A 25442-nucleotide genomic window follows, 5' to 3' on the forward strand; every position below is an offset into this window, starting at 1 on the left:
GTGATCACGTCTCCTCGACGTCGACCGGGTCAGGCGGGGACCCGCAGCTCCAGCAGGGTCGTCGGTTCGTTGTTCGGGTCGGCGCCGATGCCGACCTGGGTGCTGCCGGACGGGTTGACGGTCACCGGGGTCGCCGGGCCGGAGTCCGTGGTCACGACGGCGGTCATCGGATGGCCGTGCCCCGGCTGCTGCCCGTCACCGCGGATCTCGTAGACCCCGGGCACCTCCAGCACCAGCCGCCCGACCGGCGCGGTCACCCTGAAGCAGATCAGGCCGGCAGCGTCCGGCCCGATCTGTTCGGTGGTCCAGACCTTGACGACGCCGACGTTGCCCACCGGCGGGGTCGCGCAGTCGGCGAGCAGGATGTGGCCGTCACCGGAGACGAGCCGCACGTTCAGCGACGCCAGGATCGCCGCCGCGTCCGGATAGCCGAAGTGCTCCACGATGGAGGTCTCGTCGTCGGCGGCGGGCGACACCGTCACCGGCATCAGCGGGGCCAGCTCCCGCCCCCGACCCACCACCCAGGCGGTGTGCCCGCCCGGCCGGTAGAGCAGCAGGTGGTTCGGGCCGCCGGAGTGCTCGTCGTCGAAGGCGACGATCCGGTCCCTGCTGTCGGCCAGGTCGTAGCCGCCGATCCCGGCGTTGCTGCTGAAGACGGCGTTGAAGGCGTTGCCGGTGCCGTGCCGGAGGACGAAGGCCGTGCTGGCGCCGGGGCGGTAGAGCACGAGCTCCCCGCAAACGCACGGCCGGGTGGGCAACCCCACCCGCCCGACCCGATGATGCGAGCACCGAACCGCGGCGCGGCTTCATCTCGGCTTCATTGCCGTGTCACGAGAGCAAGTCAGGAGGTGAGCGACGGCGGCGCCGGTGACCAGGATGGACGGGCACCAGCGCACGACGTGCGTCCGGCCGTGACGGCCGTGGCGACGATCCGGGGAGCCGTGCCACCGGGAGGATGAGATGCCCATCGAGGACCTCGATCCGCAGAAGCTGGACGCCCGCGAGCTCGCCCTGCTCGTCAAGGCGACCTCGACCGAGGAGCTGCGGGAGCTCATGCGTGGGAGCCGGCGCCGGGCCGTGCTGGACACGGTGCTCGCGCGGATGCCGGGCGTGTTCCGGGGCGACCGGGCCGGCGACACATCGGCGGTGGTGCACTGGAGGATCGGCGACGGCCCGGACGGTGCCGTGGACGTCTACGAGATCGTCATCGACGATGGCGCCTGCGCGCTGTCGACGGCACCGCAGCGGCAGCCGAAGCTCACGCTGACCGTCGGCGCGGTCGACTTCCTCCGCATGGTCACCGGGAATGCCCACCCGGTGACGCTGGCGATGAAGGGAAAGCTGAAGACGAAGGGCGACCTCGCCCTGACCGCGAGGTTTCCACAGCTGTTCGACATTCCGCGGGTCTAGGGCTCCGGCGTCAATTCTCTCCGCTGGCGTCGGCGGCTCTGTCTGGGTGTCGATTACGCCCGTAGGGCCGCAAGACCGGAGATGCGGCGGGCTCGGACCGCGTGCCAGGGTGATTCCAACGAGAATGCGCCGGCAATCGGCCGGCATTTCGTGTGTAACGCGGTGGGAGGCGAGACGAGAATGACGATTACCGGGCCCGCGACAGCGGCCGCAGAAGCAGACCGTGCAGCGATAGCGGCGGTCCCCGCCCGTATGGTGGAGATCTGGGCGAAGCACGATGCCGAGGCATTTGCCGAGCTTTTCACACCGGAGGGCGTCCTCATTCTTCCCGGGGTCTACCGGAAGGGGCACGACGAGATCCGCGCATTCATGGCGGCGGAGTACGCCGGCGCCTACCGGGGCACCCGTGTGACGGGTCAGCCCGTCGAGGTCATCCCGCTCGCGCCCGGCGCGGTGGCGCTGACCACAGTGGGTGGGGTACTGGCGCCGGGTGAGTCGGAACTCTCCGCCGAGGCGGCCATCCGGGCGTCCTGGATCCTGGTGAAGCGCGGTGACGCGTGGCTGTTGGCGGTCTACCACAACTGCCCGCGCGACCCGGCCCGATAGCCCAGGAGCGCCCGAGAGCCCAGGAGCGCCCGGCAGCTCGGGAGCGCCCGGCAGCTCTGAATCCGCCCGACAGCCCAGGAGAGGTGGCAGACGCATGAACGAGACAGGAGTGGTCCCGGACCTCGTCGCAGAGGGCGACGACGTGGACCGCATGGTGCGGGGGCTCGACGCGCCCGAGTGGAGGCTGCCGACCCCGGCGCCGGGCTGGACGATCGCCCACCAGATCGCCCACCTGGCCGCCACCTTCCGGATGGCGGCGCTGGCGGTGGCGGATCCGGACCGGTTCACCGCGATGACGGCGCGGCTCGGTGGCGACTTCGACGCCAACGTGGCGCACGCGTTGGCGGAGTTTCTGGCCGAGCCGCCGGACGTGCTGTTGACCCGCTGGCGTGCCGAGCGCGCCCGTGCGGAGCAGGCTCTGTCGGCCGTGCCGCCGGACCACGTCGTACCCTGGCTCGTCCGCCCGCTGCCCGCGGCGGTGCTCGCCTCGGCCGGTCTCATGGAGCTGTTCGGGCACGGCCAGGACATCGCCGACGCACTCGGCGCACGGCGGGAGCACAGCGACCGCGTCGGTCACCTGGTCGCCTTCGCGGTGCGCACCTGGGACTTCGGCTACCAGGCGCGCGGCCTCACCACTCCGGACGTCGCGCTCCGCTTCGAGCTCACCGCGCCCTCGGGCACGGTGTGGACGTTCGGCCCGGCCGGTGGCGAGAACCGGATCAGCGGCCCGGCGGTCGACTTCTGCCTGCTCGTGACCAGGCGCCGGCACCGCGACGATCTCGGCCTGACGGCGACGGGCGCGGAGGCCGACCGGTGGCTCGACATCGCGCAGGCGTACCGCGGGCCGGCCGGTCCGGGGCGGCGTCCCGGCCAGTTCGCGACGCCGGTGGGGTGAATCGACGCGGTGCATCGAGGTCGCCCGCGCCCTACCGGTGCGCGGGCGACGCCGCGTCGAACAGCTCGGCCGCGAAGTGTTCCTGCGCCATCCGGCGCACGGTCGCGAGCGCGGCGTCGAGCAGAACCATCCGGATCACCGCGGCGGCCCGGTCGGCGCTGGCGCTCTTCGACGGGAGCAGGTCGAGCTCCTGGAGGACGAGCCGCTCGGCCGCGGCCGCGTACGGGCTGAAGAATTCCATGTCGCAGTCGCAGCCGAGATGGCGCAGTGTCACCACCACGTGCGCCAGCCTGCCGGCCACCTCCGGGTCGACCTGCCAGCCCAGCCTCTGGATGAATCCGTCGACGTCGGAGCGGACGCCGCCGATCCCGTTGACGGTGTCGAGGGGCGGCTGCTCCGGAAAGCGTGCGCGGTTGACGACCGCGTACAGGGCCGGAACCGACAGCTTTTCGTCGTTAATGGCTGCGAGCAGCTCGCCGATGGTGGATAGGTCGAGCTGTCCGATGTTCGTGAAGGCCCTGATGAGACGGATCCGGTACAGGTGTCTCTCGTCGTACTCGGCCTGGTTCCGCTGGGTCGGTACGCCTCTGGGGAGCAGGCCCCTGCGTAGGTAGAATTTGATCGTGGCAACTGGGACTCCGGTCCGCCGGCTGAGGTCGGAGATGCGCATCAAGCCCCCCGCAGGTGTTGCTTATGGTTCCTGTGGTGCCGCACCGCACCTGGCTGAGCTCGCCAAGATTATCAGTGACGTCAATACGTTCCTTTGCGTTGGTATTGATGGCCTTGCCCGGAATGATGATTTCCATCCGGGTGGCGTCTTCGGTGGTGGGCCGGGCCGCCGTGCCGGGGGACGGGTCGGGGCCAGGAGTTGCGGCCAGTGCCGTGTTCCGGGCGTCGAGCAGGGCCAGCAGCACGGGTGGGTCCAGCGTGCCCGCCGGCTTGAGGGCCAGGTCTGCCTGGATGAACGTGTCGCGACCGATGGTCAGCGGACCGTTCGTGGCGACGGAGACCGAGCCGTCCGCGCCGTCCGGCTCGCCGATCGCCGCTCGCGGATCGCCGGTCACCTCCTGGGCCAGCAGATACCACATCCCGGGCGGCACGCTGTCGAACCGGTACTGGCCCGGCCCGGACAGAATCGCACACCGCACCGGCCGCCCCTGGGGAATTCGGTCGGGGAAGAGTCCGACGAAGATGAGACTGCCTTTTTCCTGATGAGCGGGCCACACGCGTCCGGAGACCCGGCCGGACGAACGTCCGTCCATAGTGGCGTGCGGATCGAGAGATATGTGCGGCGCGAAGCCAGCCCGCTTGCGGTAGGCTGTCGGCGACATTCCCACACTTCTGCTGAAACGGGTACTGAAGGTGCCGACGCTGTTGTACCCGACGCGGACACTGATGTCTGCTACATTTAACGTTGTTGACACCAGCAGATCTTTTGCCCGTTGCAATCGCAGAGCCGACAGGAAGCGACCAGGAGAGACGCCGGTGGCGCGCTGGAATATCCGGGTAAAGTGGAACTTGCTGAACATCGCGGCCCTCGCGATGTCGTCCACAGTGAGCTGTTCTCCGAGGTTCTCGCGCATAGCGGCGATAGCGCGTCCCACGGCCTGCTCGATCGGGTCGTCCACCCCTGCTCCTCTCGAAATCTCGAATGGTCGCCTTTTATCGAGTTACCCAAAAAGCGTCGGCAGTGGCCGAACCAGCAGAGAGGTCGAGAGCAGACAAGGCATGACGGCCCCGGCCGCCCGTCGGCGTCAGTCAGTGGGTAGATAACAGAACGATTGTCGAAGCTCCTGGCCCCCGGTGCTTCAGGCTTCCTTGCCCCCGTCGATGAGTTGCGCCACATCGAGGTTAACTTAACGAGCCCCGTCGCAGCAACACCATGATTTACGAACATCTATGCTTTGCGCAATCGCGAAGTGGAAATTGGATAGCGGTGCGCACCGCTTCGCGGGGCGTAGCTGCCGTGTCATCTTCTGGAAACGTCCAGGTCAATTCTGCCGTCCCGCCGGCGGTGCCGACTCGGCCCGCCACAACCTGGCGCCGATGGCACGGGCCGCGGCGAAGCTGGCCCACGACGTGAATTGGACCAGCCCCGCCTCGTCGAGACCGCTGCGGACCTCGTCGACCAACTCGCCGGTCACCCGGTAGGGAGCGAACGCGGTGAGCAGGCCGAGCCGGGCGGTCGCCCGCTCACGCCGCGGCACGCCCCCGATCGCCTCGTCCAGCCAGGCCGGCGCGCGGAGCCCCGGTTCGACGCCGACCCGGCCGGCCAGCGTGGTCAGCACCAGCCCTCGTACCCCGGCGGTCGCGGTCCGCCGCCCGCCCTCCTCGAAGGCGGCGGCGGCCCGGGCGAAGGCCGCCGCGATCGGCGGCCGACCGGCGGCCCAGGACAGCTCCGGCGGGAGTGGCGCGTCGGGCAGCAGATCCAGCGAGGTGCCCGGCGCGGGACGCCGGCGCGCCAGGCCCCCCATGACCAACCTGGCACCCCGTCGCACCACGCCCAGCGCCGGAGCCGGCACCGGCGGCAGCGGCGACTCGGTAAGGAAGAGGCTGACCATCCGGTTGAGGTAGTGGAAGGTCACCGCCACCCCGATGACCTCCGGCGCATGCCCGGGCGGAAAGGGTGCCGGCCGGCCGGTGGCCTCCGGCGTCCCGCTCGCCGCGGCCCAGCCGACCAGCTCGCGCAGGCGCGGGTCGGCGACCGCATCGGGCCGGCCGGCGACGACGGCGGCGGCGTCCCGCCCGGACGACAGGCCCGCCAACGCCGCCCCGTGCACCTCGACGCAGTACGGGCACCGGTTGGCCACCGACACCGCCGCCGCCACCGCCTCCTTAACCGACCGGCCGACCAGGCCACCCGCCAGCAGTGACTCCCGCAGCATCAGCCAGCTCGCCGCGAGTGCCGGCGGTGCGGGCGCGTGCAGCCCGATCGGCGGTGCCACCATGCCGAAGTCGGCCTCCATCTGCCGGTACACCTCGGCCACCAGGCCACTCTCGGCACCCGGTGCGACCGGGGTGACGTGCCGGATGTGCGCCGTGGACGCCCGGCGCGCGACGCGTGCGAACAGCGATCCCACGGCGCACCCCCGTCATGCCGTCCGGGCCAGGGCAACCGGCGAGGTCGTGCCGGTGCCGGGTCCGGGTGCGCCGTACCGCACGGCGACACCCCGCTCCTGGGCCGCCCGCACCACGCCGGGCATCGCCCGCTCGGCCAGCGCCGCGATGGTGAGCGCCGGGTTCACCGTCAACGCCCCCGGCACCGCCGAGCCGTCGGTGACGAAGATGCCGGGATGCCCGCGCAACTCGTGCCGGTCGTCGAGCGCCGAGGTCTCCGGGTCGTCCCCTATCCGGCAGGATGCCAGCGGATGCACGGTGTACGCGCCGACCAGGTCGTTGGTCCACGGTGCCACCCGCGCCAGGCCGTCGCGTTCGAGGATGTCCTTCACCTCCGCGTCAGCGAGCGACCAGCCACGCCAGGTGTTGGGGGTGGGCCGGTACCGCAGCGGCCCGTCACCCAGCATCTGCATCGAGAGCCGGTGCGCGTTGCCGGTCTCCGGCGGCGGCCCGAAGACACCCTCGTTGTCGTCCTCGGACATCGTGAAGACGGTCAGCCACGACTGCCAGTGCCGCAGCATCTCCTTCTTCTCCAGACCGAACCAGGACGGACCGGTGGCGCCGGGCACCTGGGCCAGGATGGTGCCGAGCCCGGGCGGGAAGTACAACTGCTCCAGCGAGAAGCGCTCGTACTCCGGCAGTCGCCCGTCCAGCCGGTCCCAACTCGCCACCGTCGGTCCGCGGCCGATCTGGTACGCCGCGTAGGCGTGTCCGCCCGGCCGCGACAGTCCCAGCACCTCACGCACCCGGTCCTCGTCGAAGACGGCCGTGTTGAGGCGTTCGCCGTTGCCGGAGAAATACCGGCCTACCGCGTGCGGCATCGGGCCGAGGGCGGCCTCCGAGCGCTGCAGGATCACCGGTGTCGCGCCGGCACCCGCCGCGAGGACGACGAGCTTGGCGTCGATCGCGCCGCTGTCGTGCAGGATCCGGTAGTCCTCGGTGTCGACGATCCGGTAATGCACCCGGTAGCCGCCGTCGTCGTTCCTGCTCAACTGCTGGACCTCGTGCAGCGGCCGGATCTCGGCGCCGTGGGCGAGCGCGGCCGGCAGGTAGTTCAGCAACAGCGACCGCTTGGCGTCGAACCGGCAGCCGGCCATCATCCAGTTGCAGTTGACGCACTCGTCCAGGTCGACGGCGGCGGGCGGCGGGTTGGCGGTGCGGCCGGCGTGCGCACAGGCCGCCGCGAAGAGGCCGCCCGCGTACGGGACCCTGTCCCAGGACTGCTGCGTGATCGGCAACGCCTCGGCGACCCGGTCGTACCAGGGGTCGAGCCGCTCCCGGCTGATGGTCGCCGGCCACATCCGGCGGCCGATGCTGCCGTGCCGTTCGAAGACGAACCGCGGCGCCCGGGGCATCGTGGCGAAGTAGACGACGCTGCCGCCACCGACACAGTTGCCACTGAGCACGCTCATCCCGTCGCCGACCACGAAGTCGAAGACCCGGGTGTACGACGAGCCGAGCTTGTAGTCGTGGTCGAACTCCTCCGCCCTGAGCCAGGGTCCGCGTTCCAGGACCACGACGCGGGCTCCACCGGCGGCCAGATGGTAGGCCGCGATGGCGCCGCCGAAGCCGCTGCCGATCACGACCACGTCCGTCGACTCCGTAGCTGTTGTCATGCTGGATCACCTGTCACCGTCGTCTGCGGATGATGTGGGGCCAGAGCCCGTCCGTACGAGTACTCCGGAAACCGGAAAAGACCTTCGGCATCCGGCGGAAAATAGCCGATCGTCAACAGTCCGGGGTGCCTGTCGGCGAATGCCTCGGCGGTGCTGATGTGCGCGGCGCTGTCGAATGCCATGTTGCTGAAAAGTGCCAGAGCCACCCACATCTGCTTTTCGGGATGCTCGGGTGAGGTGAGTTCCCGCACCAGCGCGGTGCGGTGTGCGAAGGGCAGTGCGACGAAGGCGGGTACCTCCTCGTCGAGGCGGAGGCCGTGCGTCGCGGCGTAGCCGGCGGCGTGGTCGTTCAGGGTGTAGACCAGCGAGTCCAACGCCTCCGCCAGCCCGCCTCCGGGCTGTTCGAGCAGGTCGAGTGCGCCGGCGGCGACGGCGCCGCCGGTCGAATCGGCGCCCGCGACGGCCCGGTCGTCGGGCGACCGTTTCGGCCCCGGGACGATGGTGTCGGCGAACGCCTCTATGGTGGCGGTGCGGGCCGGTCCCGCGTCGTGTTCGTCGGGCTGCACGGCATTTTCTCCTCTCGTGAGGGAGTCTGTCGTGGATTTGAAAGACGGGCCCGGATGGTCGGGACATTCCGGTCCGTCAGTCGACAATCCTCCCGATACGGGGGTGGGAAATCATCTTCTGCGTTGCGCTGGCCACGGGCGCCGGAAAGCCGTGCTTCGGGGCCGCGACAGCGCACGGCGGAAGACGGAATTTCGACAGGGCCGCGCCACGATGGGATGAGCTGTCCACGTTATCGGATTAGGAGCACGGTATGCCGATGCTCGGTTCGCTGCGCCGTTTGGCGTTGACGCCGTCCTTCGCCGGGGTGGGTTTCTCCGCACGCGGCTTCCCGGTCCGGGCCACCGATGCGACCCGCCGGCTGGAGGCGATTCCGCAGGCGGTGCTCTGCGGCTTCGAGTGGGCGATCGAGGTGCGGGCCGGCTGGGAGGTGGAACGCCGGCTGGAGATGGTGGAACCCGAGCTGCGGGGGTTCGCGTACGAGGGTGCCGCGATGGCGTACACGGTGCGCGACGCGATGGCGGGCGGTCGTGGTCACCGGGCGCGGGACCTGCTGCGCGGCGCCGGCCGGCCGCACACCTTCCTCACGTACATCGGCATCGGTTTCGCGATGGCCCGGCTGCCGCGGTTCCTGTGGCGCAACGTGCTGCCCGACCTGAACGGGGTGCCGTACTACCCGACCATGAGCTGGCTGGCCGTCGACGGGTACGGCTTCGACCGGGCCTACTTCGAGACCGAGCGCTGGGTCACCCGGCAGGGCCGGCCGGCGCCGTACCCGTGGCAGGGGCGGGCCGACTACTTTCCCCGCGCCGTCGACCAGGGCATCGGCCGCGCGCTCTGGTTCATCCACGGTGGAGTGTCGCCGGACGTGGCCGCGGCCGTGCGGCGCTTCGCCACCGGCCGCCAGGCCGACCTGTGGAGCGGTGTCGGCCTGGCGGCCACCTTTGCCGGCGGCAGCGACGCGGACGGCCTCGCGGTGCTGCGCCGGGCGGCCGGTGACCGGCTCCCGCAGCTGGCGCAGGGCGCGGTCTTCGCGGCCAAGGCCCGGGACTTCGCCGGCTTCGTGCCGGCACACACCGGGCTGGCCACCGGGGTCCTCACCGGGATGACCGTCCCGGCCGCGGCTGCGCTCGCCGACGACGTGGCGGCGGACGGCTTCGCCGCCGGCCCCGAGCCCGCCTACGAGATCTGGCGGCAGCGGGTCGAGGCGCAGCTGGCGTCCCTCCTGCACGGCACGCCGAGCGAACGGTAGCGCCGGGTGGCGCCGGCCCGTACCGTCACGGCGCGAGCGGCCGGCGCAGCCACAGCAACGCCAGTACGCCGAACGCGACGAGCCCGTCGACCACGAGCAGGAACGCGCTGACCGGATCGATCTCGTGCGAATGACCGCCGGTGGGTATGACGGCCCGCAGCGGTGCGGGCGGCTCTCCGGTGCCGACACTGAAGCGCAGCAGGCCGGAGGCCGCACCGCCGTCGGTGAACTCGACGTGGTAGGCGACGACCACGTCGCCCGGGGCGTCGACCTCGATCGGCTGCCAGACGGTCCGGCCGGGCCCCACCACCGGGCTGCCGCCGGTCAGGGCGGAGCCGCTACCGTCCAGGACGGAGACGTGGGCCTCCGCCGGTGGTTCGGAGAAGGTCAACCGTACGCCGCGGGGCCCGGCGGAGAGTACCGCCTGGTCCCGCGGCTCGCTCGAGACGAGGCCGCCCTGGGCGTCGGCGGCCGCCGGCGCCGCCAGCAGGACGGCGCCGGCGAGACCGAGCAGGGCCAGCGCGAAGGCTGCGGCGGCGCGGGACGGCATGACCGGTCAGGCCGCCGACGGCGCGGGTTCGCGGGAGCTGCTCCGGGCGACACAGCTGCACGTGGTCGCGGCCAGCTCGGCCCGGTTCGGGCGCAGGTGCAGGTACATCGCGATCATCATCGGGATGAACACCACCGAGTTGTAGAAGAGGTGCAGCTCGACCCGGGCGAGGACCAACTGGACGACGCTGGTCGGCTGGGCCGCACCGAAGAACGTGACCCCGGCCTGTGCCTGGACGAGCAGCAGCAGGTGTTCGATGTGGTGCCAGAACTGGATGACCAGCGCCACCGTCCACCACGTCCGGGCGCGCCCGACGAAGCCCGGCCGCAGCAGGAAGAGACCCACCAGCATGACGAGCGCGTAGCCGTAGTGCAGCCATTCGGAGGTGACCAGCCAGGGGAAGAACTGCCCCAGCACCCCGCGCGCCTGTGGTCGTGGCATGCCGAGCACCCAGATCTGGTACGCCTGCACCAGGTGTTCGGCCCAGTGCGCGATGACGACGAAGAGGTAGAGATTCAACGCCGCCCTGTGATGGCTTCCGTTGATCCGGGCGATCGGTCCAGATGGCGGGGCGACCGCCGAACCGCTGACCATGGGTGTCTCCTCCCGCGGTGAACTACCGGTTCCGGCCGACCGTAGCCGCCACCTCGGGGCCGCCCGTTCTCTCAGGTTGCTCAGTGCCGGGCGGCCGGAGCGCATCCTGGGAGAACACCGTCGCGCTCCGTCACCGCATGCTGTCGATTACGGGAAGAGTCGGGTACCGCAGGGGAGGCGCGATGACCCGCCGGATGACCGCCGAGGCCGGACGAGCCGAGGCGACGGATACGACGGACACGACGGATACGACGGGGACGCGGGGAACGACGGGGAGCGCACGCCCGGCACCGCGCGCGACCTCCATGTTGGTCAACGGCCACGTTCCGCGCCGGCGGTGGCTCGTGCTCGGGTTGAGCGTCCTCGGTGGCTTCCTGCTCACCGTGGTCTGGTCCGCGGAGTTCGTCGACCGGACGATCGGCGACGGCGTGGCGGACTCGCTGCTCGGCCACGACGCCCGGGAGACCCCGATCGCCGGCATCGGCGCCGGGTTGGCGTTCGCCCTCGTCTCCGGACTCGCCGGCACCTTCACCGCCTGCAACATCGCCGCGTTCGGTGCGGTGGCTCCGATGCTCGGCACGGGTGGGCGCTGGAGCCGGCTGCGGCACATGTTCGCGCCACTGGGTTGGCTGTCGGTGGGAATGATCGCGGTATCGGCCAGCTACGGTGTGGTCGTCGGGCTGGTCGGCACCGCGATGCCGCAGTTCTCGACGGCCGCGAACACCCCCGGCGGACTCTCCGCCCGCAGCGTCCAGTCGCTGCTGGTCTTCGGCGTCATCGGTCTCGCCATGACCTACCTGGGCCTCGCCGCCCTCGGCATCGTCCCCGACCCGTTCGCGCGGGTCTCGCGGCGCTTCCCGAACGCGCCGATGGTCTTCCTGGGTGCGCTGATCGGCGGGTTCCTCATCGGACGCCCCTTCGCGCTGTTCCGGCAGATGTTCCGGGACGCGGCGGAGAGCGGCAACCCGCTCTACGGCGCGCTCGCGTTCACGTTGCAGTCGATCGGCAACATCCTGGTGATGGCGGTGCTCTTCGCCATCGTGGCGTTGGTCAGCGGATCGGGCCTGCGGCGGTGGCTCGCGGCCAGGCCGAGCCGGATCGCCACCGTCACCGCGGTCGCGCTCCTGGTGGCCGGCGTCTTCACCTTCCTGTACTGGGACGTCCGGCTGCTGGCCCGCCGCGAGATCATCCCCTGGTACCCGACCGCGCCGTGGGCGTAGCGACGTCGGCGCACCGGCGGTAGGTCATCGAGGGCGCAGGAGGGGAAAATGGTTGCCGGTCGGGTCATCTCGTCTGTCGTCCAGCGGCAGGTCAAGTACGTCAGGACCGTGCCACCCGCGAACGCCGACGGGCTGGTCGCGGCGGTCTACCGGCAGGTGGCGGAGGAGATGCGGCTGGTGGTGCCGCCGGTCCTGCTGCACTCGCCCGCGCCGGAGGCGCTGGCCGGGTACTGGATGTTGATGCGGGAGCCGTTGCTGGCCGGGGGCGCCGTCGACCGGCTCGGCAAGGAGGCGGTCGCGGCGGCCGTGTCGGTGGCGAACATCTGCCCGTACTGCGTCGACATGCACAGCATCGGCATCTACGACCTCGCCAGCGAGCACGACGCGGAGGCCGTCGCAGGCGACCGGGTGGACGAGGTCGCCGACCCCCGGATCCGGGAGCTGGCGGCGTGGGCCCGGACCGCGCACCAGCCGGACGAGGCGGCGGTACGGCCGACGTTCTCGCCGGCCGAGCGCGCCGAGCTGGTGGGGGTGACGGTGGGCTTCCACTACCTCGGCCGCATGGTCAACGTCTTCCTGGCGAACTTCCTCATCCCGCCGAGGCTGGGCCCGCGGGCCCGCCGTCGGGTCAAGCACGGGATCAGCCTGCTGCTCAGCGCCTCCCTGCGGGAGGTGCATCCGGCGGGCCGCTCGGTGCCGCTGCTGCCGGCGGCGCCACTTCCGCCGGACGCCGGCTGGGCGACCGGGCGACCGGAGATCGCCGAGGCGGTGGCCCGGTCGTACGCCGCCTTCGAGCGCGGCGGCGAGCGGACCCTGTCAACGGCGGTGCGGCAGCTCGTGACCGACCGGCTCGCCGGCTGGCGGGGTGAGGAGGCGGGCCTGAGCCGCCAGTGGTGCGAGCGGCTCGTCGCCGGACTACCGGCGGTCGACCGGGCCGCCGGGCGCCTGGCACTGCTGACCGCGTTCGCCTCCCACCAGGTGGACGAGGACACCGTGCGGGAGTTCCGCCAGACCGAGCCGCGGGACGCCGCCCTGGTCGAGGCGGCAGCCTGGGCGAGCTACGCCGCCGCGCGGCGGATCGGCGCCCTGCACGTCGCCGACCGCGTTCACTGATTCCCGCCGACCAATTATTTCCGCGGGCGCCGCCATTCCTGGTAACCGGGTGTCGGCCTGCTCGGAAACAATGACGAGAGCATCTCTGAAGAAAACCGCAGCAAGGCGGAAGAAGACTCGATTCGGTTGCTCTGCGAAGCTTGGTCGCAAACCACCGACCAACGGCCACCGAAATGCCTTGGGGGTAGAGTTGACAAGTGTTTGGCGAGGGCTGCGGCGGCGCATTCTGACCCCGAGTACCTCAGCAACCAGGCTGGACGTACGCGGCTTCCACGAGAAGGACGCGGCCTCCAAGGAATTGCTGGAGACGATAGGGCGTACCTTTCTGACCGGCTTCTCGCACGCGGCGGAGGCGCGTACCGCGAGCGAGGCGGAAGTGGGACTCGAACGGGTCGCGATGCGCTTTCGTGGATTCGCGTACGAGGGTGCCGCGATGGGTTTCGCCATTCGCGACGCAATGCCGTTCAGTCGTGGTGACAATGTCTCCCGATTCCTCGCCGGGCGGGGACACTGGCACCTCTACATGGCCTATGTCGGCATCGGCTGGGCAATGGCGCGGCTGCCCCGGGCGCGCTGGTCGCGGGTCGTGCCGACCGACCCGGTCCTGCGCTGGCTCGCGCTGGACGGGTACGGCTTCCACCAGGCGTACTTCCACACCCGGCGGTACGTGCACGAGCGCTACCAGCACGACCGCTTCCCGTGGCCGGCCGACGGCCCCCGGTGGTACGCGAGCCGGGTGCTGGACCAGGGCGTCGGCCGGGCGCTCTGGTTCGTCTGCGGCACCGCCCCCGATCTCGTCGTCAGGACGATCGAGACGTTTCCGCGGCACCGGTGGCCGGACCTGTACTCCGGCGCCGGCCTCGCGGCCACCTATGCCGGTGGGGCGGACGAGTCCGAGCTGAGGATCCTGTGGGACGCGGCCGGAGAGTGCCGCCCCCAGCTCGCCCAGGGCGCCGCCTTCGCCGCCGCCGCCCGGATGCGCGCCGACCTGGTCGTGCCGCACAACGAGGTCGCCGCCCGGGTCTTCTGCGGCATGTCCACGGTGGAGGCCGCCCGGCTGAGCGACGGGAACCGCCCGGATGCCCCGGTGCCCGGCGACGAGCCGGCCTACGAGGTGTGGCGGCGGCGCATCGCCAACGAGTTCGTCTCTATCGGAAGGTGCTAGCACATGGCGCACAAAGCTGGCTGGCTGCGCAGGCAGCTGCCCGGGATCGTCGCGGTCGCCCTGATGGCGACGCTGTTCCAGGCGGCCCGGCTACCCACCGCCTCCTCCGCCGAACTGGAGAGCATGGCGAGCCGGTTCGGGTTCACACCGTACGCGGTGGCGATGCCGGGCGGCTTCCCCCAGCAGACCGTCCGCAGGGTGAACAAGGACTACCGGCACATCGACGCCTGGATCTCCTCGGTCGGCGCCGGCATCGCCATGAACGACCTCGACGGCGACGGGCTCGCCAACGACCTCTGCATCAGCGACCCGCGCATCGACCAGGTCGTGGTGACGCCGGTGCCGGGTGCGCGGGCGGACCGGTACGCCCCGTTCGCGGTGGACCTCGCGGCGGTGCCCGCCGCACGGGCGTCGGCGCCGATGGGGTGCGTCCCGGGTGACTTCAACGAGGACGGGCGGATGGACCTGCTCGTCTACCTGTGGGGACGTACGCCGATCCTCTACCTGGCCCGGTCCGGCGCCACCGTCCTCGACCCGTCGGCCTACCAGGCGGTCGAGCTGGTGCCCGGGGCGAGCGGGCGCGGGTACGCCGGCCCGCTCTGGAACACCAACACGGCCGCGGTGGACGACTTCGACGGCGACGGCCACCTCGACATCTATGTCGGCAACTACTTCCCGCACGGTCCGGTGCTGGACGACACCAAGGCCGGCGGGGTGGCGATGAACCGCTCGATGTCGCACGCGTTCAACGGCGGCGAGGACTACCTCTTCCGGTGGACCGGCGCGACCTCGGGGGCGCAGCCCACGGTGACCTACGAGATGGTCCCGGACGCGCTGCCGCGAGACGTCTCCAAGGGCTGGGCGCTGGCGTCCGGCGCCAACGACTTCGACGGCGACAACCTGCCGGAGCTCTATCTGGCGCACGACTTCGGCCCGGACCGCCTGCTCTACAACCAGTCCACCCCCGGGCAGTTCAAGTTCTCGGCCGTCAAGGCGCCCCGGGAGCCGTTCGTGCCCAACTCCAAGCGGGTGGGTGCGGACTCCTTCAAGGGCATGGGCGTCGACTTCGGCGACATCGACGGCGACGGTCTCTACGACATCTTCGTCAGCAACATCACCACCACCTTCGGGCTGGAGGAGAGCCACTTCACGTTCGTGAACACCGCACAGAACGTCGACGACCTGCGCGCGCGGTTCGACGACGGGAAGGCGCCCTTCGAGGACCGGAGCGCGCCGCTCGGCCTCGCCTGGTCCGGCTGGGGCTGGGACGTGAAGCTGGCCGACTTCGACAACAGCGGCGAGTTGCAGGTGGCCCAGACCACCGGCTTCCTCAAGGGCGAGGTCAACCGTTGGCCCCAGCTCCAGGAGCTGGCGATGACCAACGACGGCCTGCTCGAACACCCGTCCTTCTGGCCTCGGCTCGAAGCGGGCGACGACATCGGTGGTGCCCAGCGCCTGCACTTCTTCGTGAAGGACCGGGACGGGCGCTACACCAACCTGGCCGAGCAGCTCGGCCTCGGGGTGCCGGTGCCGACCCGGGGCATCGCCACCGGCGACGCCGACGGCGACGGCCGGCTCGACTTCGCCGTCGCCCGGCAGTGGGACGCGCCGGTCTTCTACCGCAATCAGAGCCCGTCCCCGGGCGCCTTCCTGGGGCTGCGGCTCACCCACCCGGCCGCACCGACGACCGGCACCACCGGCACGACGGGCGGGACCGGCGCGCCGTCGGCCGCCGGCGGTGCCGACGCGGCGGTGCCGTCCGGCGCCGCCGAGCCGGCGACGGCCCCGGAGCCGGCGGACGCGCTGCCGGCACCCGGGTCCCCGGTGGTGGGCGCGCAGGTGACGGTCACCACCGAGGACGGGCGGACGCTGCTCGGCCGGGTGGACGGCGGCAGCGGGCACGCCGGCAAGCGCAGCCACGAGGTGCACATCGGGCTCGGCCGCGACGTCAGCGGACCCGTGCGGGTCCACCTGCAGTGGCGGGACCGCGCCGGGCAGGTGCACCGACAGGACCTTCGACTGGAGCCGGGCTGGCACGCGCTCGAGCTCGGTACCCAAGCGCTGGAGAGGTAGACGGAGATGGCCGAGAAGACCAAGAATCCACCCCGGCACGACCCGAAGGTGATCAAGGCGCTGCGCAACTTCGCCATCTCGATCACCGTGTTCAACATCCTCGGCTACACGGTCTTCGGCTTCGAGCAGCCCTGGACCTGGCCGTTCATCGCCATCCTGACCGGATACACGATCGAGATCGTGCTTGAGGTCATCGGCGCCCGGTCGGAGGGCCGGGCCCCCCGGTTCCTGGGCGGCGGGGTACGCGGAATGGTCGAGTTCCTCTACCCGGCGCACATCACCAGCCTCGCGCTCAACATGCTGATCTACGTCAACGACCGGCTGCTGCCGATGATGTTCGGCATCGCCGTGGCGATCGGCGCCAAGTGGGTGCTGCGGGCGCCGGTACGCGGCCGGCTGCGGCACTACATGAACCCGTCGAACTTCGGGATCACGATGATCCTGCTGCTCTTCCCCTGGGCGAGCGTCGCGCCGCCGTACCACTTCACCGAACACGTCGGCGGCGTGGTGGACTGGATCATCCCGGCGGTGATCATCCTCGGCGGCACGATGATCAACGGGATACTCACCGGCCGGATGTGGCTGATCCTGGGCTGGCTCGGCGCGTTCGCGCTACAGGCGGTCTTCCGGGGGCTCGTCCTGGACACCTCGATCACCGCCGCGCTGGCGATGATGACCGGCGTCGCCTTCGTGCTCTTCACCAACTACATGGTCACCGACCCCGGCACCAGCCCGTCCCGCCCGGCCTCGCAGATCGCCTTCGGCGCCGGGGTGGCCGTGGTCTACGGCTTCCTCACCGGCGCCGGCATCGCGTACGGGATCTTCTTCGCCACGGCGATCGTCTGCCTGGTCCGGGGCGGCTTCCTCTGGTCGGTCCACTTCGTCAACCAGGCCCGCGAGCAGCGGGAGGCGGCGGCCACCGCCGCGGCCGAGGCCGTGGTCGCGCCCGTCGAGGTGGCTCCCTCCCCGAACGGCCGGGAACCCGTCGCGGAGCCGGCCGGCACCGGGCCCGCCGGCAAGGAGGTGGTGACCGCATGACCAGGATCGCCGTCGTCGGCATGGCGTGCCAGTACCCGGACGCCACGTCGCCGAAGGAGCTGTGGGAGAACGCACTCGCCGGGCGACGCGCCTTCCGGCGCCTCCCCGACCAGCGGATGCGGCTGGAGGACTACTACGACGCGGATCCGACGGCACCGGACCGCTTCTACGCGAGGACGGCGGCGGTCATCGAGGGCTACCGGTTCGACCGGATCGCCTACAAGATCGCCGGAAGCACCTACCGTTCCACCGACCTGACCCACTGGCTGGCGCTGGACACGGCCGCCCGGGCACTCGCCGACGCGGGCTTCCCGATGGCCGAGGGGCTGCCGCGCGAGCGCACCGGAGTGGTCGTCGGCAACACGTTGACCGGCGAGTTCTCCCGCGCCAACCAGCTGCGGCTGCGCTGGCCCTACGTCCGGCGGATGGTCGCCGCCGCCCTGAAGGACCAGGACTGGGACGACGACCAGCTCTCGACCTTCCTGGACGACTTCGAGGAGACCTTCAAGAGCCCGTTCCCGGCCATCGACGAGGACACCCTCGCCGGTGGGCTCTCCAACACCATCGCCGGGCGGATCTGCAACCACTTCGACCTCAAGGGTGGCGGCTACACCGTCGACGGCGCCTGCTCCTCATCGCTGCTCTCGGTCGCCACCGCCTGCAAGACCCTGGTCGACGGCGAGGTCGACGTCGCGGTCGCCGGCGGGGTGGACCTGTCGATCGACCCGTTCGAGATCATCGGGTTCGCCAAGACCGGCGCCCTGGCCCGGCACGAGATGCGGGTCTACGACCGCAGGTCCAACGGCTTCTGGCCGGGCGAGGGCTGCGGCATGGTCGTGCTGATGCGCGAGAAGGAGGCACGGCGGGCCGGGCACCGGGTCTACGCCACCGTCGCCGGCTGGGGCATCTCGTCGGACGGCAAGGGCGGCATCACCCGGCCCGAGGTGAGCGGCTACCAGCTCGCCCTGCGCCGCGCGTACGAGCGGGCCGGTTTCGGCATCGAGACCGTCGGGCTCTTCGAAGGGCACGGCACCGGCACCGAGGTCGGCGACGCGACCGAGCTCACGGCGCTCTCCCTGGCCCGGCGCGCGGCGGACGCCGGGGCACCGCCGGCCGTGATCAGCTCGATCAAGGGAATGATCGGGCACACCAAGGCGGCGGCCGGGGTGGCCGGCCTGATCAAGGCCGCGATGGCCGTGCACCACCAGGTGCTTCCGCCGGCCATCGGCTGTGTCGAGCCGCACGAGCTCCTCGACGAGGAGGCGGCGGCGCTGCGGGTGCTGCGCCAGGCCGAGCCGTGGCCGGCCGGCACCACCGTGCGGGCCGGGGTCACCGCCATGGGCTTCGGCGGGATCAACACGCACATCGTGCTCGACCAGAGCGATCGGGCGCGCCGGGTGCCCTTCGACACCCGCACCCGGGCGCTCGCCTCCTCAGTGCAGGACGTGGAACTGCTGGTCGTCGACGGCGGCACCCCGGCGGAACTGCGTACCCGGTTGGGACAGGTGCGCGACTTCGTGCCGACCCTGGCGTACGCCCAGCTCGCCGACCTCGCCGCCACCCTGCACCGGGAGCTGCGTGGCGGGCCGTACCGGGCGGCCGTGGTGGTCTCCTCGCCCGACGACGCGCAGCGGCGGCTGGGCGGCCTCTGCGAGGCGCTGGACGCCGGCGAGACCAGCCTCTTCACCGCGGACGGGCGGGGCTTCCTCGGCCACGCCAGCGGGCCGGGCCGGATCGCCTTCCTCTTCCCCGGCCAGGGCTCCGGCCGGGGCACCAGCGGCGGTGCGCTGCGCCGCCGCTTCGCCGAGGTGGCCGAGGTGTACGCCTCGGCGGCGCTTCCCGAGGGCGGGGACATGGTGGCGACCTCGGTCGCCCAGCCCCGGATCGTCACCGGCTCGGCGGCGGGACTGCGCGCGCTGTCGATGCTCGGTGTCGAGGCCGCCGCCGCCGTCGGGCACAGCCTCGGCGAGATCTCGGCGCTGCACTGGGCCGGCGCGCTCGACGAGGAGGCCCTGCTGCGGATCGCCTCGGTGCGCGGCCGGACCATGGCCGAGCACAGCGCCTCGGGCACCATGGTCGGGATCAGCGAGTCCCCGGAGGCGGTGCAGCCGCTGCTGACCGGCCTGCCGGTGGTGATCGCCGCCTACAACGGTCCACAACAGACGGTGGTCGCCGGCACCGCGCCGGACCTCGAGGAGCTGGGCCGTCGGGCCGACGCCGCCGGGATCGGCTGGCGCCGGCTCTCCGTCTCGCACGCGTTCCACTCGCCGCTGGTCGCGCCCGCCGCCGAGGTCTTCGCCGGACGGCTCGCCGAGGAGCGGGTCGGCCCGGTCGGGCGGCGGATCGTCTCCACGGTCACCGGCGAGCCACTCGCGCCGGAGACCGACGTGCCGGCGCTGCTGCGCCGCCAGATCACCGACCCGGTCCTCTTCACCCAGGCGGTGAAGCTGGCGGCGAAGGACACCGACCTCTTCGTGGAGGTCGGTCCCGGCCGGGTGCTCAGCGGGCTGGCGGCGGCGTCCACCGACACACCGGCGGTGGCGCTGGACACCGACGACGAGTCGCTCGCCGGACTGCTCGCGGTGCTGGGCGCGGCGTACGTGGTCGGCGCGGCACCGGTGCACGCCGGACTCTTCCACGGCCGTCTCGTCCGGCCGCTCCAGGTCGGCGCCGAGTTCACCTTCTTCGCCAGCCCCTGCGAGGCGGCGCCGCCGATCAGCCTGCGCAGTGCCGTCCGCCGCACGGCGCCGGCCGAGGCCCCGGCCGCGCCCGACTCCGTGGAGCACACCGGAGAGTCGATAGTGGAGCTGTTCCGCCGGCTCGCGGCGGAGCGGGCCGAGCTGCCGCTGGAGCTGGTCCGGGAGGAGAGCCGGCTCCTCGACGACCTGCACCTGAGCTCGATCACGGTCGGGCAGCTCGTCAACCAGGTGGCCCAGCAGGTCGCCGTGGCCGCCCCGCAGGGGCCGACGAACTTCGCCACCGCGACCGTGCGCGAGCTGGCCGACGCGCTGGCGGAGCTGGCCGAGACCGCGCCGGGCGGAGACGCCGGTCCGTCCACCGTGGTGGCCGGCGCCGCGGCCTGGTCCCGGGCGTTCCGGGTCGACCTCGACGAGGCCGGGCCGCCGCCGCGCGGCGAGCCCGAGGCCAGCGGCCGGTGGCGGGTGTACGCACCCGCCGACAGCACGCTCGCCGAGCCGCTGCGGCACGCGCTGGAGCGCGCCGACGTCGGCTCCGGTGTCCTGGTCTGCCTGCCGCCGGACTGCGCCGAAGAGCACCTCGAGTCGGCCCTGCTCGGCGCGAAGGCGGCCGCCACCGGCACCGCCGGCAGCCGGTTCGTGCTGGTGCAACACGGCCGGGGCGCGGCCGGCCTGGCAAAGACGCTCCGGCTGGAGGCGCCGCAGGTGCGTACCACGATCGTGCACGTGCCGCCGGCACCGGAGGCGGTCGACCGGGTCGTCGCCGAGGTGCGCGGCACCACCAGGTTCGCCGAGGCGTACTACGACGCGGCCGGGACCCGGCGGGTGCCGACCCTGCGCCCGATGCCGGTACGCCCGACCCGGGTCGGCCAGCCGCTCGACGGTGGGGACGTGCTGCTGGTCAGCGGCGGCGGCAAGGGCATCACCGCCGAGTGCGCGCTGGCGCTGGCCACCGACACCGGTGCGACGCTGGCGATCCTCGGCCGCTCCGACCCGGCGGACGACCCCGAGCTGGCGGCGAACCTGGAGCGGATGGCGGCGGCCGGCGTACGGCTGCACTACGCCCGCGCCGACGTGACCGACGCGGCCCAGGTGCGGCAGGCCGTCGCCGAGGTGACCGCCGTGCTCGGCCCGGTCACCGCCGTGCTGCACGGCGCGGGCCGCAACGAGCCGGCGGCGCTGACCAGTCTCGACGCCGAGGCGTTCCGCCGCACCTTCGCGCCGAAGATCGACGGCCTCCGGGCGGTGCTCGACGCGGTCGACCCCGGCCGGCTGCGGCTGCTCGTCACCTTCGGCAGCATCATCGGCCGCGCCGGGCTGCGCGGCGAGGCGCACTACGCCACCGCCAACGAGTGGCTCGCCGACCTCACCGCCGAGGTGGCGGCCCGGAATCCCGGCTGCCGCGCCCTCTGCCTGGAGTGGTCGGTCTGGTCCGGGGTGGGGATGGGGGAGCGGCTCTCCGTGGTGGAGGGGCTGTACCGGGACGGCATCACCCCGATCACCCCCGACGACGGCGTACGCCTGATGCGCCGGCTGCTCGCCGACCCGGACGCCCCCGCCGTGGTGGTGGTCAGCGGCCGGACCGACGGGATCGACACCGTCCGCCGGGACGTCCCCGAGCTGCCGCTGCGGCGCTTCGTCGACCGCCCGCTGGTCCGCTACCACGGCGTCGAGCTGGTCACCGAGGTGGAGCTGAACCCGGGCACCGACCGCTACCTCGGCGACCACCTCCTGGACGGCAACCTCCTCTTCCCGGCGGTCTTCGGGATGGAGGCGATGACCCAGGTGGCGGGGGCGGTCACCGGGCGGGACACCGTGCCGGTGCTGGAGGAGGTCGAGTTCCCGCGCCCGATCGTGGTGCCGCCGGACGGCAGCACGACGATCCGGATCGCCGCGACGGTCGTCGACGACGACACCGTGGCGGTCGTGATCCGCAGCGCCGAGACCGACTTCGCCGCCGACCACTTCCACGCCCGGCTCCGCTACACCAGCGACCCGGTGGCCGAGGGCCCGCCGGAGCAGGTCGGCGACGGGCTGCCACCGGTGCCGCTGGAGCCGGACCGGGACCTCTACGGCGACACGCTCTTCCAGGGCAAGCGGTTCCACCGGCTGCGGCGTTACCACCGGGCCGCTGCCCGGCACGTCGACGCCGACCTGGCGGTCGACCCGACGGTCGACTGGATCGCGCCGTTCCTCCCCGGTGAACGGCTGCTCGCCGACCCCGGCATGCGGGACGCGCTCATGCACGGCAACCAGGTCTGCGTGCCGCACGGCACGCTGCTGCCGGCCGGCATCGACCGGGTCCACCCCGCCGGGCAGGCCCTGGACGAGGTCGACGAGCTGCGGTTCTGCGCCACGGAGCGCAGCCGCGACGGCGACACCTACGTCTACGACATCGCGGTGCGCACCCCGGACGGCACGGTCGTCGAGCGGTGGGAGGGGCTGCGGCTGCGCGCCGTACGGAAGAAGGACGGTCGGGGTCCGTGGGTCGCGCCGCTGCTCGGCCCGTACCTGGAACGGGCCCTGGAGGACGTCGTCGGCGCCCGGATCGGGGTCGCGGTGGAGCCGGAGCCGGCGGCGCCGGCCGGCCGGGACCGCCGGCACACCGCGGTGGCCGCGGGCCGGGCCCTCGGCGGCCCGGTGGAGGTCCGGTACCGCCCGGACGGGCGGCCCGAGGTCGACGGCGACCGGACGATCTCGGTCGCGCACGGCGCGGGGGTGACGCTCTGCGTCGCCGCCTCCGGGATCCTCGGCTGCGACGTCGAGCCGGTGGCCGAACGGGACCCGGCGGACTGGCGGGCGCTGCTCGGCCGGCACACCGGTCTCGCCGAGCTGGCCGGCACGGAGCTGGGTGAGGACACGCACACCGCCGCCACCCGGATCTGGACGGCCCTGGAATGCCTCGCCAAGGCGGGCCTGCCGGCGAACGCCCCGCTCACCCTGGGCGCGGTACGCCGCGACGGGTGGCTGGTGATCGCCTCCGGCACGCTGCGGATCGCCACCCTCGCGACGCGCCTGCACGGCGTCGCCGCGCCGGTGGTGGTCGCGGTACTGACCGACGGGTGGTCGTGACGGTATGGACACGTACGACGGGTGGTCGTGACGATGGACAAGTACTACGAGTACCTGCACACCGTGGGGTTCGAGGAGACGAACCTCGTCGGGAACGTCTACTACGTCAACTACCTGCGCTGGCAGGGCCGGTGCCGGGAGATGTTCCTCAAGGAACGGGCCCCGGACGTCCTGGCGGAGCTCCAGGCCGACCTGAAGCTCTTCACGTTGCGGGTCGACTGCGAGTTCTTCGCCGAGATCACCGCCTTCGACGAGCTCGCCGTCCGGATGCGGCTGGTGGACCTGGCGCAGACCCAGATCGAGTTCGGCTTCGACTACCTGCGGCTGGACCCGGGCGGCGGGGAGACCCTGGTCGCCCGGGGGCGGCAGCGGGTGGCCTGCATGCGGGGGCCGAACGGCGCCACCGCGCCGGCCCGGGTGCCGGAGTCGCTGACCCGGGCGCTGGACGCGTACCTGCCGGCGGGGAGTCAGCCATGACGATCCAGGCAGGCAAGTCCGTCGACGCCCAGTCGTTGCGCCGGGCGTGCGGGGCGTTCGCCACCGGCGTCACCGTGGTCACCGTCGGCGGCGGGGTGCCGCACGGCATGACGGCGAACTCCTTCGCCTCGGTGTCGCTGGAGCCGCCGCTGTTGCTGGTCTGCATCGACCGAAAGGCGATCATGCACGGCTGTCTCGACGGCACGAGGTCGTTCGGGGTATCCGTGCTCGCCGCCGACCAGGAGGCCGTCGCCCGGTACTTCGCCGACCGGCGGCGGCCGCTGGGCGCCGCCCAGTTCGACTCCGTCGACTGGTGCCCCGGACCGGTGACCGGCGCGCCGTTGATCTCCGGTGCGCTGGCGCACTTCGAGTGCGACGTCTGGCGCAGCTACGACGGCGGCGACCACACCATCTATCTCGGCAGCGTGCTCTCGGTCGGGCAGCCGGAGGGCGCCGACGCGCTGGTGTTCCTGCGCGGCCGCTTCGACCGGACCGGCCCGGCGGCCCGTGGCACCGGGGTGAGCGAGGTGAGCACGCCGTGTCCCTGACCGTCCCCGTCCGGGTTCCGCCGGGCCCGCCGGCCCGGTCCGCGCCGAAGCTGCTCTGGAAGCTGGTCCGGGACCGGCTCGGACTGATGTCCTCGGCGGCCTCGGCGTACGGCGACGCCGTGCGGATCGCCATGGGCCCCAAGGTGCTCTACTTCTTCAACCATCCCGACCACGCGAAGTACGTGCTGGCGGACAACCCCGGCAACTACCACAAGGGACTCGGGCTGGCCCAGGCGAAGCGGGCGCTCGGGGACGGGCTGCTGACCAGCGAGGGCGAGCTGTGGCGCAAGCAGCGTACGGTGATCCAGCCCGTCTTCCAGCACCGGCGGATCGCCCGGCAGGCCGGGGTGATCGCCGAGGAGGCGGCGGAGCTGCTGGCCCGGCTCCGGGCACACCGGGGCAGCGGTCGACCCGTCGACGTCGTACGCGAGATGACCGGGCTGACCCTCGGCGTGCTCGGCCGGACCCTGCTCGACGCCGACCTCGGCGCCTTCCGCTCGCTCGGCCACGCCTTCGAGTCGATGCAGGACCAGGCGATGTTCGAGATGGTGTCGATGAGCGCCGTGCCGATGTGGGTGCCGCTGCCGCACCAGCTCCGGTTCCGGCGGGCCCGTGCCGAGCTGCAACGGATCGTCGACGAACTGGTCCGGGAGCGGACCCGGGACCCCTCCGGGGACGACGCGCTCTCCCGGCTGGTCGTCTCCACCTCCGGGGAGCGCGACCCGGCCGTCGGCCGGCGGCGGATGCGCGACGAACTGGTCACGCTGCTGCTCGCCGGCCACGAGACCACGGCCAGCACGCTCGGCTGGACGTTCCACCTGCTCGACCGGCACCCGCAGGTGCGGGAGCGGGTCCGGGCCGAGGCCCGGGAGGTACTCGGGGACCGGCTGCCGGAATACGAGGACCTGCACGGGCTCCGCTACACCTCGATGGTGGTCGAGGAGGTGATGCGGCTCTACCCGCCGGTGTGGATGCTCTCCCGGCTGGCGCAGGAGGCGGACGAGGTGGGCGGCTACCGGGTGCCGGCCGGCGCCGACGTGCTGATCTGCCCGTACACCCTGCACCGGCATCCGGCGTTCTGGGACGACCCGGAGCGGTTCGACCCGGAGCGGTTCGACCCGGCCCGCGCCCAGCCGGGGCACCGGCCCCGGTACGCGTACATCCCGTTCGGGGCCGGTCCGCGGTTCTGCGTCGGCAACCACCTGGGGATGATGGAGGCGGTCTTCGTGGTCGCCATGGTCGCCCGGGACCTGCGGCTCAGTCAGGTGCCCGGCTACCGGGTGGTGCCCGAGCCGATGCTCTCGCTGCGGATCCGGGGCGGACTCCCGATGACCGTGCACGCCGCCTGACCGGCGCCTCGCACGGCTCGTACCCATATCGAGGATGCTCGACCTATCGGCCGGCCGGCCGGGACTGGACGATGCGACGTGCTGGTG

20 protein-coding genes and 2 pseudogenes are annotated in these 25442 nt (G+C 72.2%); 13 read left to right on the plus strand and 9 right to left on the minus strand.

From position 1 onward, the window contains the following. Nucleotides 1–29 precede the first annotated feature (29 nt). Nucleotides 30–725 (minus strand): hypothetical protein, encoded by a 696-nt coding sequence (locus ACN27G_RS02810; protein WP_421491214.1) that lies wholly within the window; start codon nt 723–725, stop codon nt 30–32. A gap of 235 nt (nt 726–960) precedes the next feature. Between ACN27G_RS02810 and ACN27G_RS02815 the strand changes: the two genes are divergently transcribed. The 3 genes from ACN27G_RS02815 (at nt 961) to ACN27G_RS02825 (ending at nt 2911) form a co-directional block, all read left to right on the plus strand. Next, on the plus strand, nt 961–1410 hold the full coding sequence (locus tag ACN27G_RS02815) for an SCP2 sterol-binding domain-containing protein (RefSeq protein ID WP_421491215.1): 450 nt from the start codon (nt 961–963) through the stop codon (nt 1408–1410). Between the two features lie 180 nt (nt 1411–1590). Further along, the gene (locus ACN27G_RS02820; protein ID WP_421491216.1) at nt 1591–2016 is read left to right on the plus strand and encodes an SgcJ/EcaC family oxidoreductase; all 426 of its coding nucleotides are present in this window, start codon (nt 1591–1593) and stop codon (nt 2014–2016) included. 94 nt (nt 2017–2110) lie between these two features. Next, a complete protein-coding gene (locus ACN27G_RS02825) occupies nt 2111–2911 on the plus strand; it encodes a TIGR03084 family metal-binding protein (RefSeq protein ID WP_421491217.1) in 801 nt (266 codons plus the stop codon). Nucleotides 2912–2942: 31 nt separating this feature from the next. Here ACN27G_RS02825 and ACN27G_RS02830 read toward each other — a convergent pair whose 3' ends face one another. From ACN27G_RS02830 to ACN27G_RS02855, 6 genes and pseudogenes are all read right to left on the minus strand, one after another. Beyond that, on the minus strand, nt 2943–3212 hold the full coding sequence (locus tag ACN27G_RS02830) for a hypothetical protein (protein WP_421497618.1): 270 nt from the start codon (nt 3210–3212) through the stop codon (nt 2943–2945). A gap of 219 nt (nt 3213–3431) precedes the next feature. Then, nucleotides 3432–3581: pseudogene (locus tag ACN27G_RS02835) on the minus strand (MerR family transcriptional regulator); the annotation flags it as partial. Nucleotides 3582–3756: 175 nt separating this feature from the next. Then, nucleotides 3757–4539 (minus strand): annotated as a pseudogene (locus ACN27G_RS02840) (helix-turn-helix domain-containing protein); the annotation flags it as partial. 363 nt (nt 4540–4902) lie between these two features. After that, nucleotides 4903–5991, minus strand: a complete 1089-nt coding sequence (locus tag ACN27G_RS02845; protein ID WP_421491218.1) for a carboxymuconolactone decarboxylase family protein — start codon at nt 5989–5991, stop codon at nt 4903–4905. 12 nt (nt 5992–6003) lie between these two features. Continuing rightward, complete coding sequence (locus ACN27G_RS02850) at nt 6004–7644, minus strand: FAD-dependent oxidoreductase (protein WP_421491219.1); 1641 nt, start codon at nt 7642–7644, stop codon at nt 6004–6006. Beyond that, entirely contained in the window at nt 7641–8210 is a 570-nt protein-coding gene (locus tag ACN27G_RS02855) for a DUF5987 family protein (protein ID WP_421491220.1), read from the minus strand. The genes ACN27G_RS02850 and ACN27G_RS02855 overlap by 4 nt, the downstream gene beginning before the upstream one ends. A 251-nt stretch (nt 8211–8461) precedes the next feature. Here ACN27G_RS02855 and ACN27G_RS02860 point away from each other — a divergent pair, with 251 nt between their 5' ends. After that, nucleotides 8462–9460 (plus strand): DUF1702 family protein, encoded by a 999-nt coding sequence (locus ACN27G_RS02860; RefSeq protein WP_421491221.1) that lies wholly within the window; start codon nt 8462–8464, stop codon nt 9458–9460. A 25-nt stretch (nt 9461–9485) separates the two neighbouring features. Here the strand turns inward: ACN27G_RS02860 and ACN27G_RS02865 are convergent, their stop codons facing one another. Together ACN27G_RS02865 and ACN27G_RS02870 are read right to left on the minus strand one after the other, a co-directional pair. After that, a complete protein-coding gene (locus tag ACN27G_RS02865; protein ID WP_421491222.1) occupies nt 9486–10010 on the minus strand; it encodes a copper resistance CopC family protein in 525 nt (174 codons plus the stop codon). A gap of 6 nt (nt 10011–10016) precedes the next feature. Next, nucleotides 10017–10604 carry a hypothetical protein gene (locus tag ACN27G_RS02870; RefSeq protein WP_421491223.1) on the minus strand — a complete coding sequence of 196 codons (588 nt, stop codon included), beginning with the start codon at nt 10602–10604 and terminating at the stop codon, nt 10017–10019. Nucleotides 10605–10948: 344 nt separating this feature from the next. Between ACN27G_RS02870 and ACN27G_RS02875 the strand changes: the two genes are divergently transcribed. From ACN27G_RS02875 to ACN27G_RS02915, 9 genes are all read left to right on the plus strand, one after another. Continuing rightward, on the plus strand, nt 10949–11824 hold the full coding sequence (locus tag ACN27G_RS02875; RefSeq protein ID WP_421491224.1) for a hypothetical protein: 876 nt from the start codon (nt 10949–10951) through the stop codon (nt 11822–11824). A 48-nt stretch (nt 11825–11872) separates the two neighbouring features. Then, the gene (locus ACN27G_RS02880; RefSeq protein WP_421491225.1) at nt 11873–12937 is read left to right on the plus strand and encodes a carboxymuconolactone decarboxylase family protein; all 1065 of its coding nucleotides are present in this window, start codon (nt 11873–11875) and stop codon (nt 12935–12937) included. Nucleotides 12938–13127: 190 nt separating this feature from the next. Beyond that, nucleotides 13128–14102 carry a DUF1702 family protein gene (locus tag ACN27G_RS02885; protein ID WP_421491226.1) on the plus strand — a complete coding sequence of 325 codons (975 nt, stop codon included), beginning with the start codon at nt 13128–13130 and terminating at the stop codon, nt 14100–14102. A gap of 3 nt (nt 14103–14105) precedes the next feature. Next, nucleotides 14106–16175 (plus strand): CRTAC1 family protein, encoded by a 2070-nt coding sequence (locus ACN27G_RS02890; protein ID WP_421491227.1) that lies wholly within the window; start codon nt 14106–14108, stop codon nt 16173–16175. Nucleotides 16176–16181: 6 nt separating this feature from the next. Then, entirely contained in the window at nt 16182–17213 is a 1032-nt protein-coding gene (locus ACN27G_RS02895) for an enediyne biosynthesis protein (RefSeq protein ID WP_421491228.1), read from the plus strand. Continuing rightward, nucleotides 17210–22981, plus strand: a complete 5772-nt coding sequence (locus tag ACN27G_RS02900; protein ID WP_421491229.1) for a type I polyketide synthase — start codon at nt 17210–17212, stop codon at nt 22979–22981. Before ACN27G_RS02895 ends, ACN27G_RS02900 begins: the two co-directional genes overlap by 4 nt. A gap of 33 nt (nt 22982–23014) precedes the next feature. Then, on the plus strand, nt 23015–23458 hold the full coding sequence (locus tag ACN27G_RS02905) for an acyl-CoA thioesterase (RefSeq protein WP_421497207.1): 444 nt from the start codon (nt 23015–23017) through the stop codon (nt 23456–23458). After that, complete coding sequence (locus ACN27G_RS02910; RefSeq protein ID WP_421491230.1) at nt 23455–24006, plus strand: flavin reductase family protein; 552 nt, start codon at nt 23455–23457, stop codon at nt 24004–24006. Before ACN27G_RS02905 ends, ACN27G_RS02910 begins: the two co-directional genes overlap by 4 nt. After that, nucleotides 24003–25355 (plus strand): cytochrome P450, encoded by a 1353-nt coding sequence (locus ACN27G_RS02915; RefSeq protein WP_421497208.1) that lies wholly within the window; start codon nt 24003–24005, stop codon nt 25353–25355. Before ACN27G_RS02910 ends, ACN27G_RS02915 begins: the two co-directional genes overlap by 4 nt. Nucleotides 25356–25442 lie beyond the last annotated feature (87 nt).

The sequence above is a fragment of the Plantactinospora sp. WMMB334 genome (assembly GCF_049179095.1).
Classification (GTDB): domain Bacteria; phylum Actinomycetota; class Actinomycetes; order Mycobacteriales; family Micromonosporaceae; genus Plantactinospora.

Excerpts from the sequence above, each read along its gene's own strand:
- ACN27G_RS02815 (WP_421491215.1), top strand. The coding sequence starts at position 961 with ATGCCCATCGAGGACCTCGATCCGCAGAAGCTGGACGCCCGCGAGCTC.
- ACN27G_RS02820 (WP_421491216.1), top strand. The coding sequence starts at position 1,591 with ATGACGATTACCGGGCCCGCGACAGCGGCCGCAGAAGCAGACCGTGCA.
- ACN27G_RS02825 (WP_421491217.1), top strand. The coding sequence starts at position 2,111 with ATGAACGAGACAGGAGTGGTCCCGGACCTCGTCGCAGAGGGCGACGAC.
- ACN27G_RS02850 (WP_421491219.1), bottom strand. The coding sequence starts at position 7,644 with ATGACAACAGCTACGGAGTCGACGGACGTGGTCGTGATCGGCAGCGGC.
- ACN27G_RS02860 (WP_421491221.1), top strand. The coding sequence starts at position 8,462 with ATGCCGATGCTCGGTTCGCTGCGCCGTTTGGCGTTGACGCCGTCCTTC.
- ACN27G_RS02865 (WP_421491222.1), bottom strand. The coding sequence starts at position 10,010 with ATGCCGTCCCGCGCCGCCGCAGCCTTCGCGCTGGCCCTGCTCGGTCTC.
- ACN27G_RS02870 (WP_421491223.1), bottom strand. The coding sequence starts at position 10,604 with ATGGTCAGCGGTTCGGCGGTCGCCCCGCCATCTGGACCGATCGCCCGG.
- ACN27G_RS02880 (WP_421491225.1), top strand. The coding sequence starts at position 11,873 with ATGGTTGCCGGTCGGGTCATCTCGTCTGTCGTCCAGCGGCAGGTCAAG.
- ACN27G_RS02890 (WP_421491227.1), top strand. The coding sequence starts at position 14,106 with ATGGCGCACAAAGCTGGCTGGCTGCGCAGGCAGCTGCCCGGGATCGTC.
- ACN27G_RS02895 (WP_421491228.1), top strand. The coding sequence starts at position 16,182 with ATGGCCGAGAAGACCAAGAATCCACCCCGGCACGACCCGAAGGTGATC.
- ACN27G_RS02900 (WP_421491229.1), top strand. The coding sequence starts at position 17,210 with ATGACCAGGATCGCCGTCGTCGGCATGGCGTGCCAGTACCCGGACGCC.
- ACN27G_RS02905 (WP_421497207.1), top strand. The coding sequence starts at position 23,015 with ATGGACAAGTACTACGAGTACCTGCACACCGTGGGGTTCGAGGAGACG.
- ACN27G_RS02910 (WP_421491230.1), top strand. The coding sequence starts at position 23,455 with ATGACGATCCAGGCAGGCAAGTCCGTCGACGCCCAGTCGTTGCGCCGG.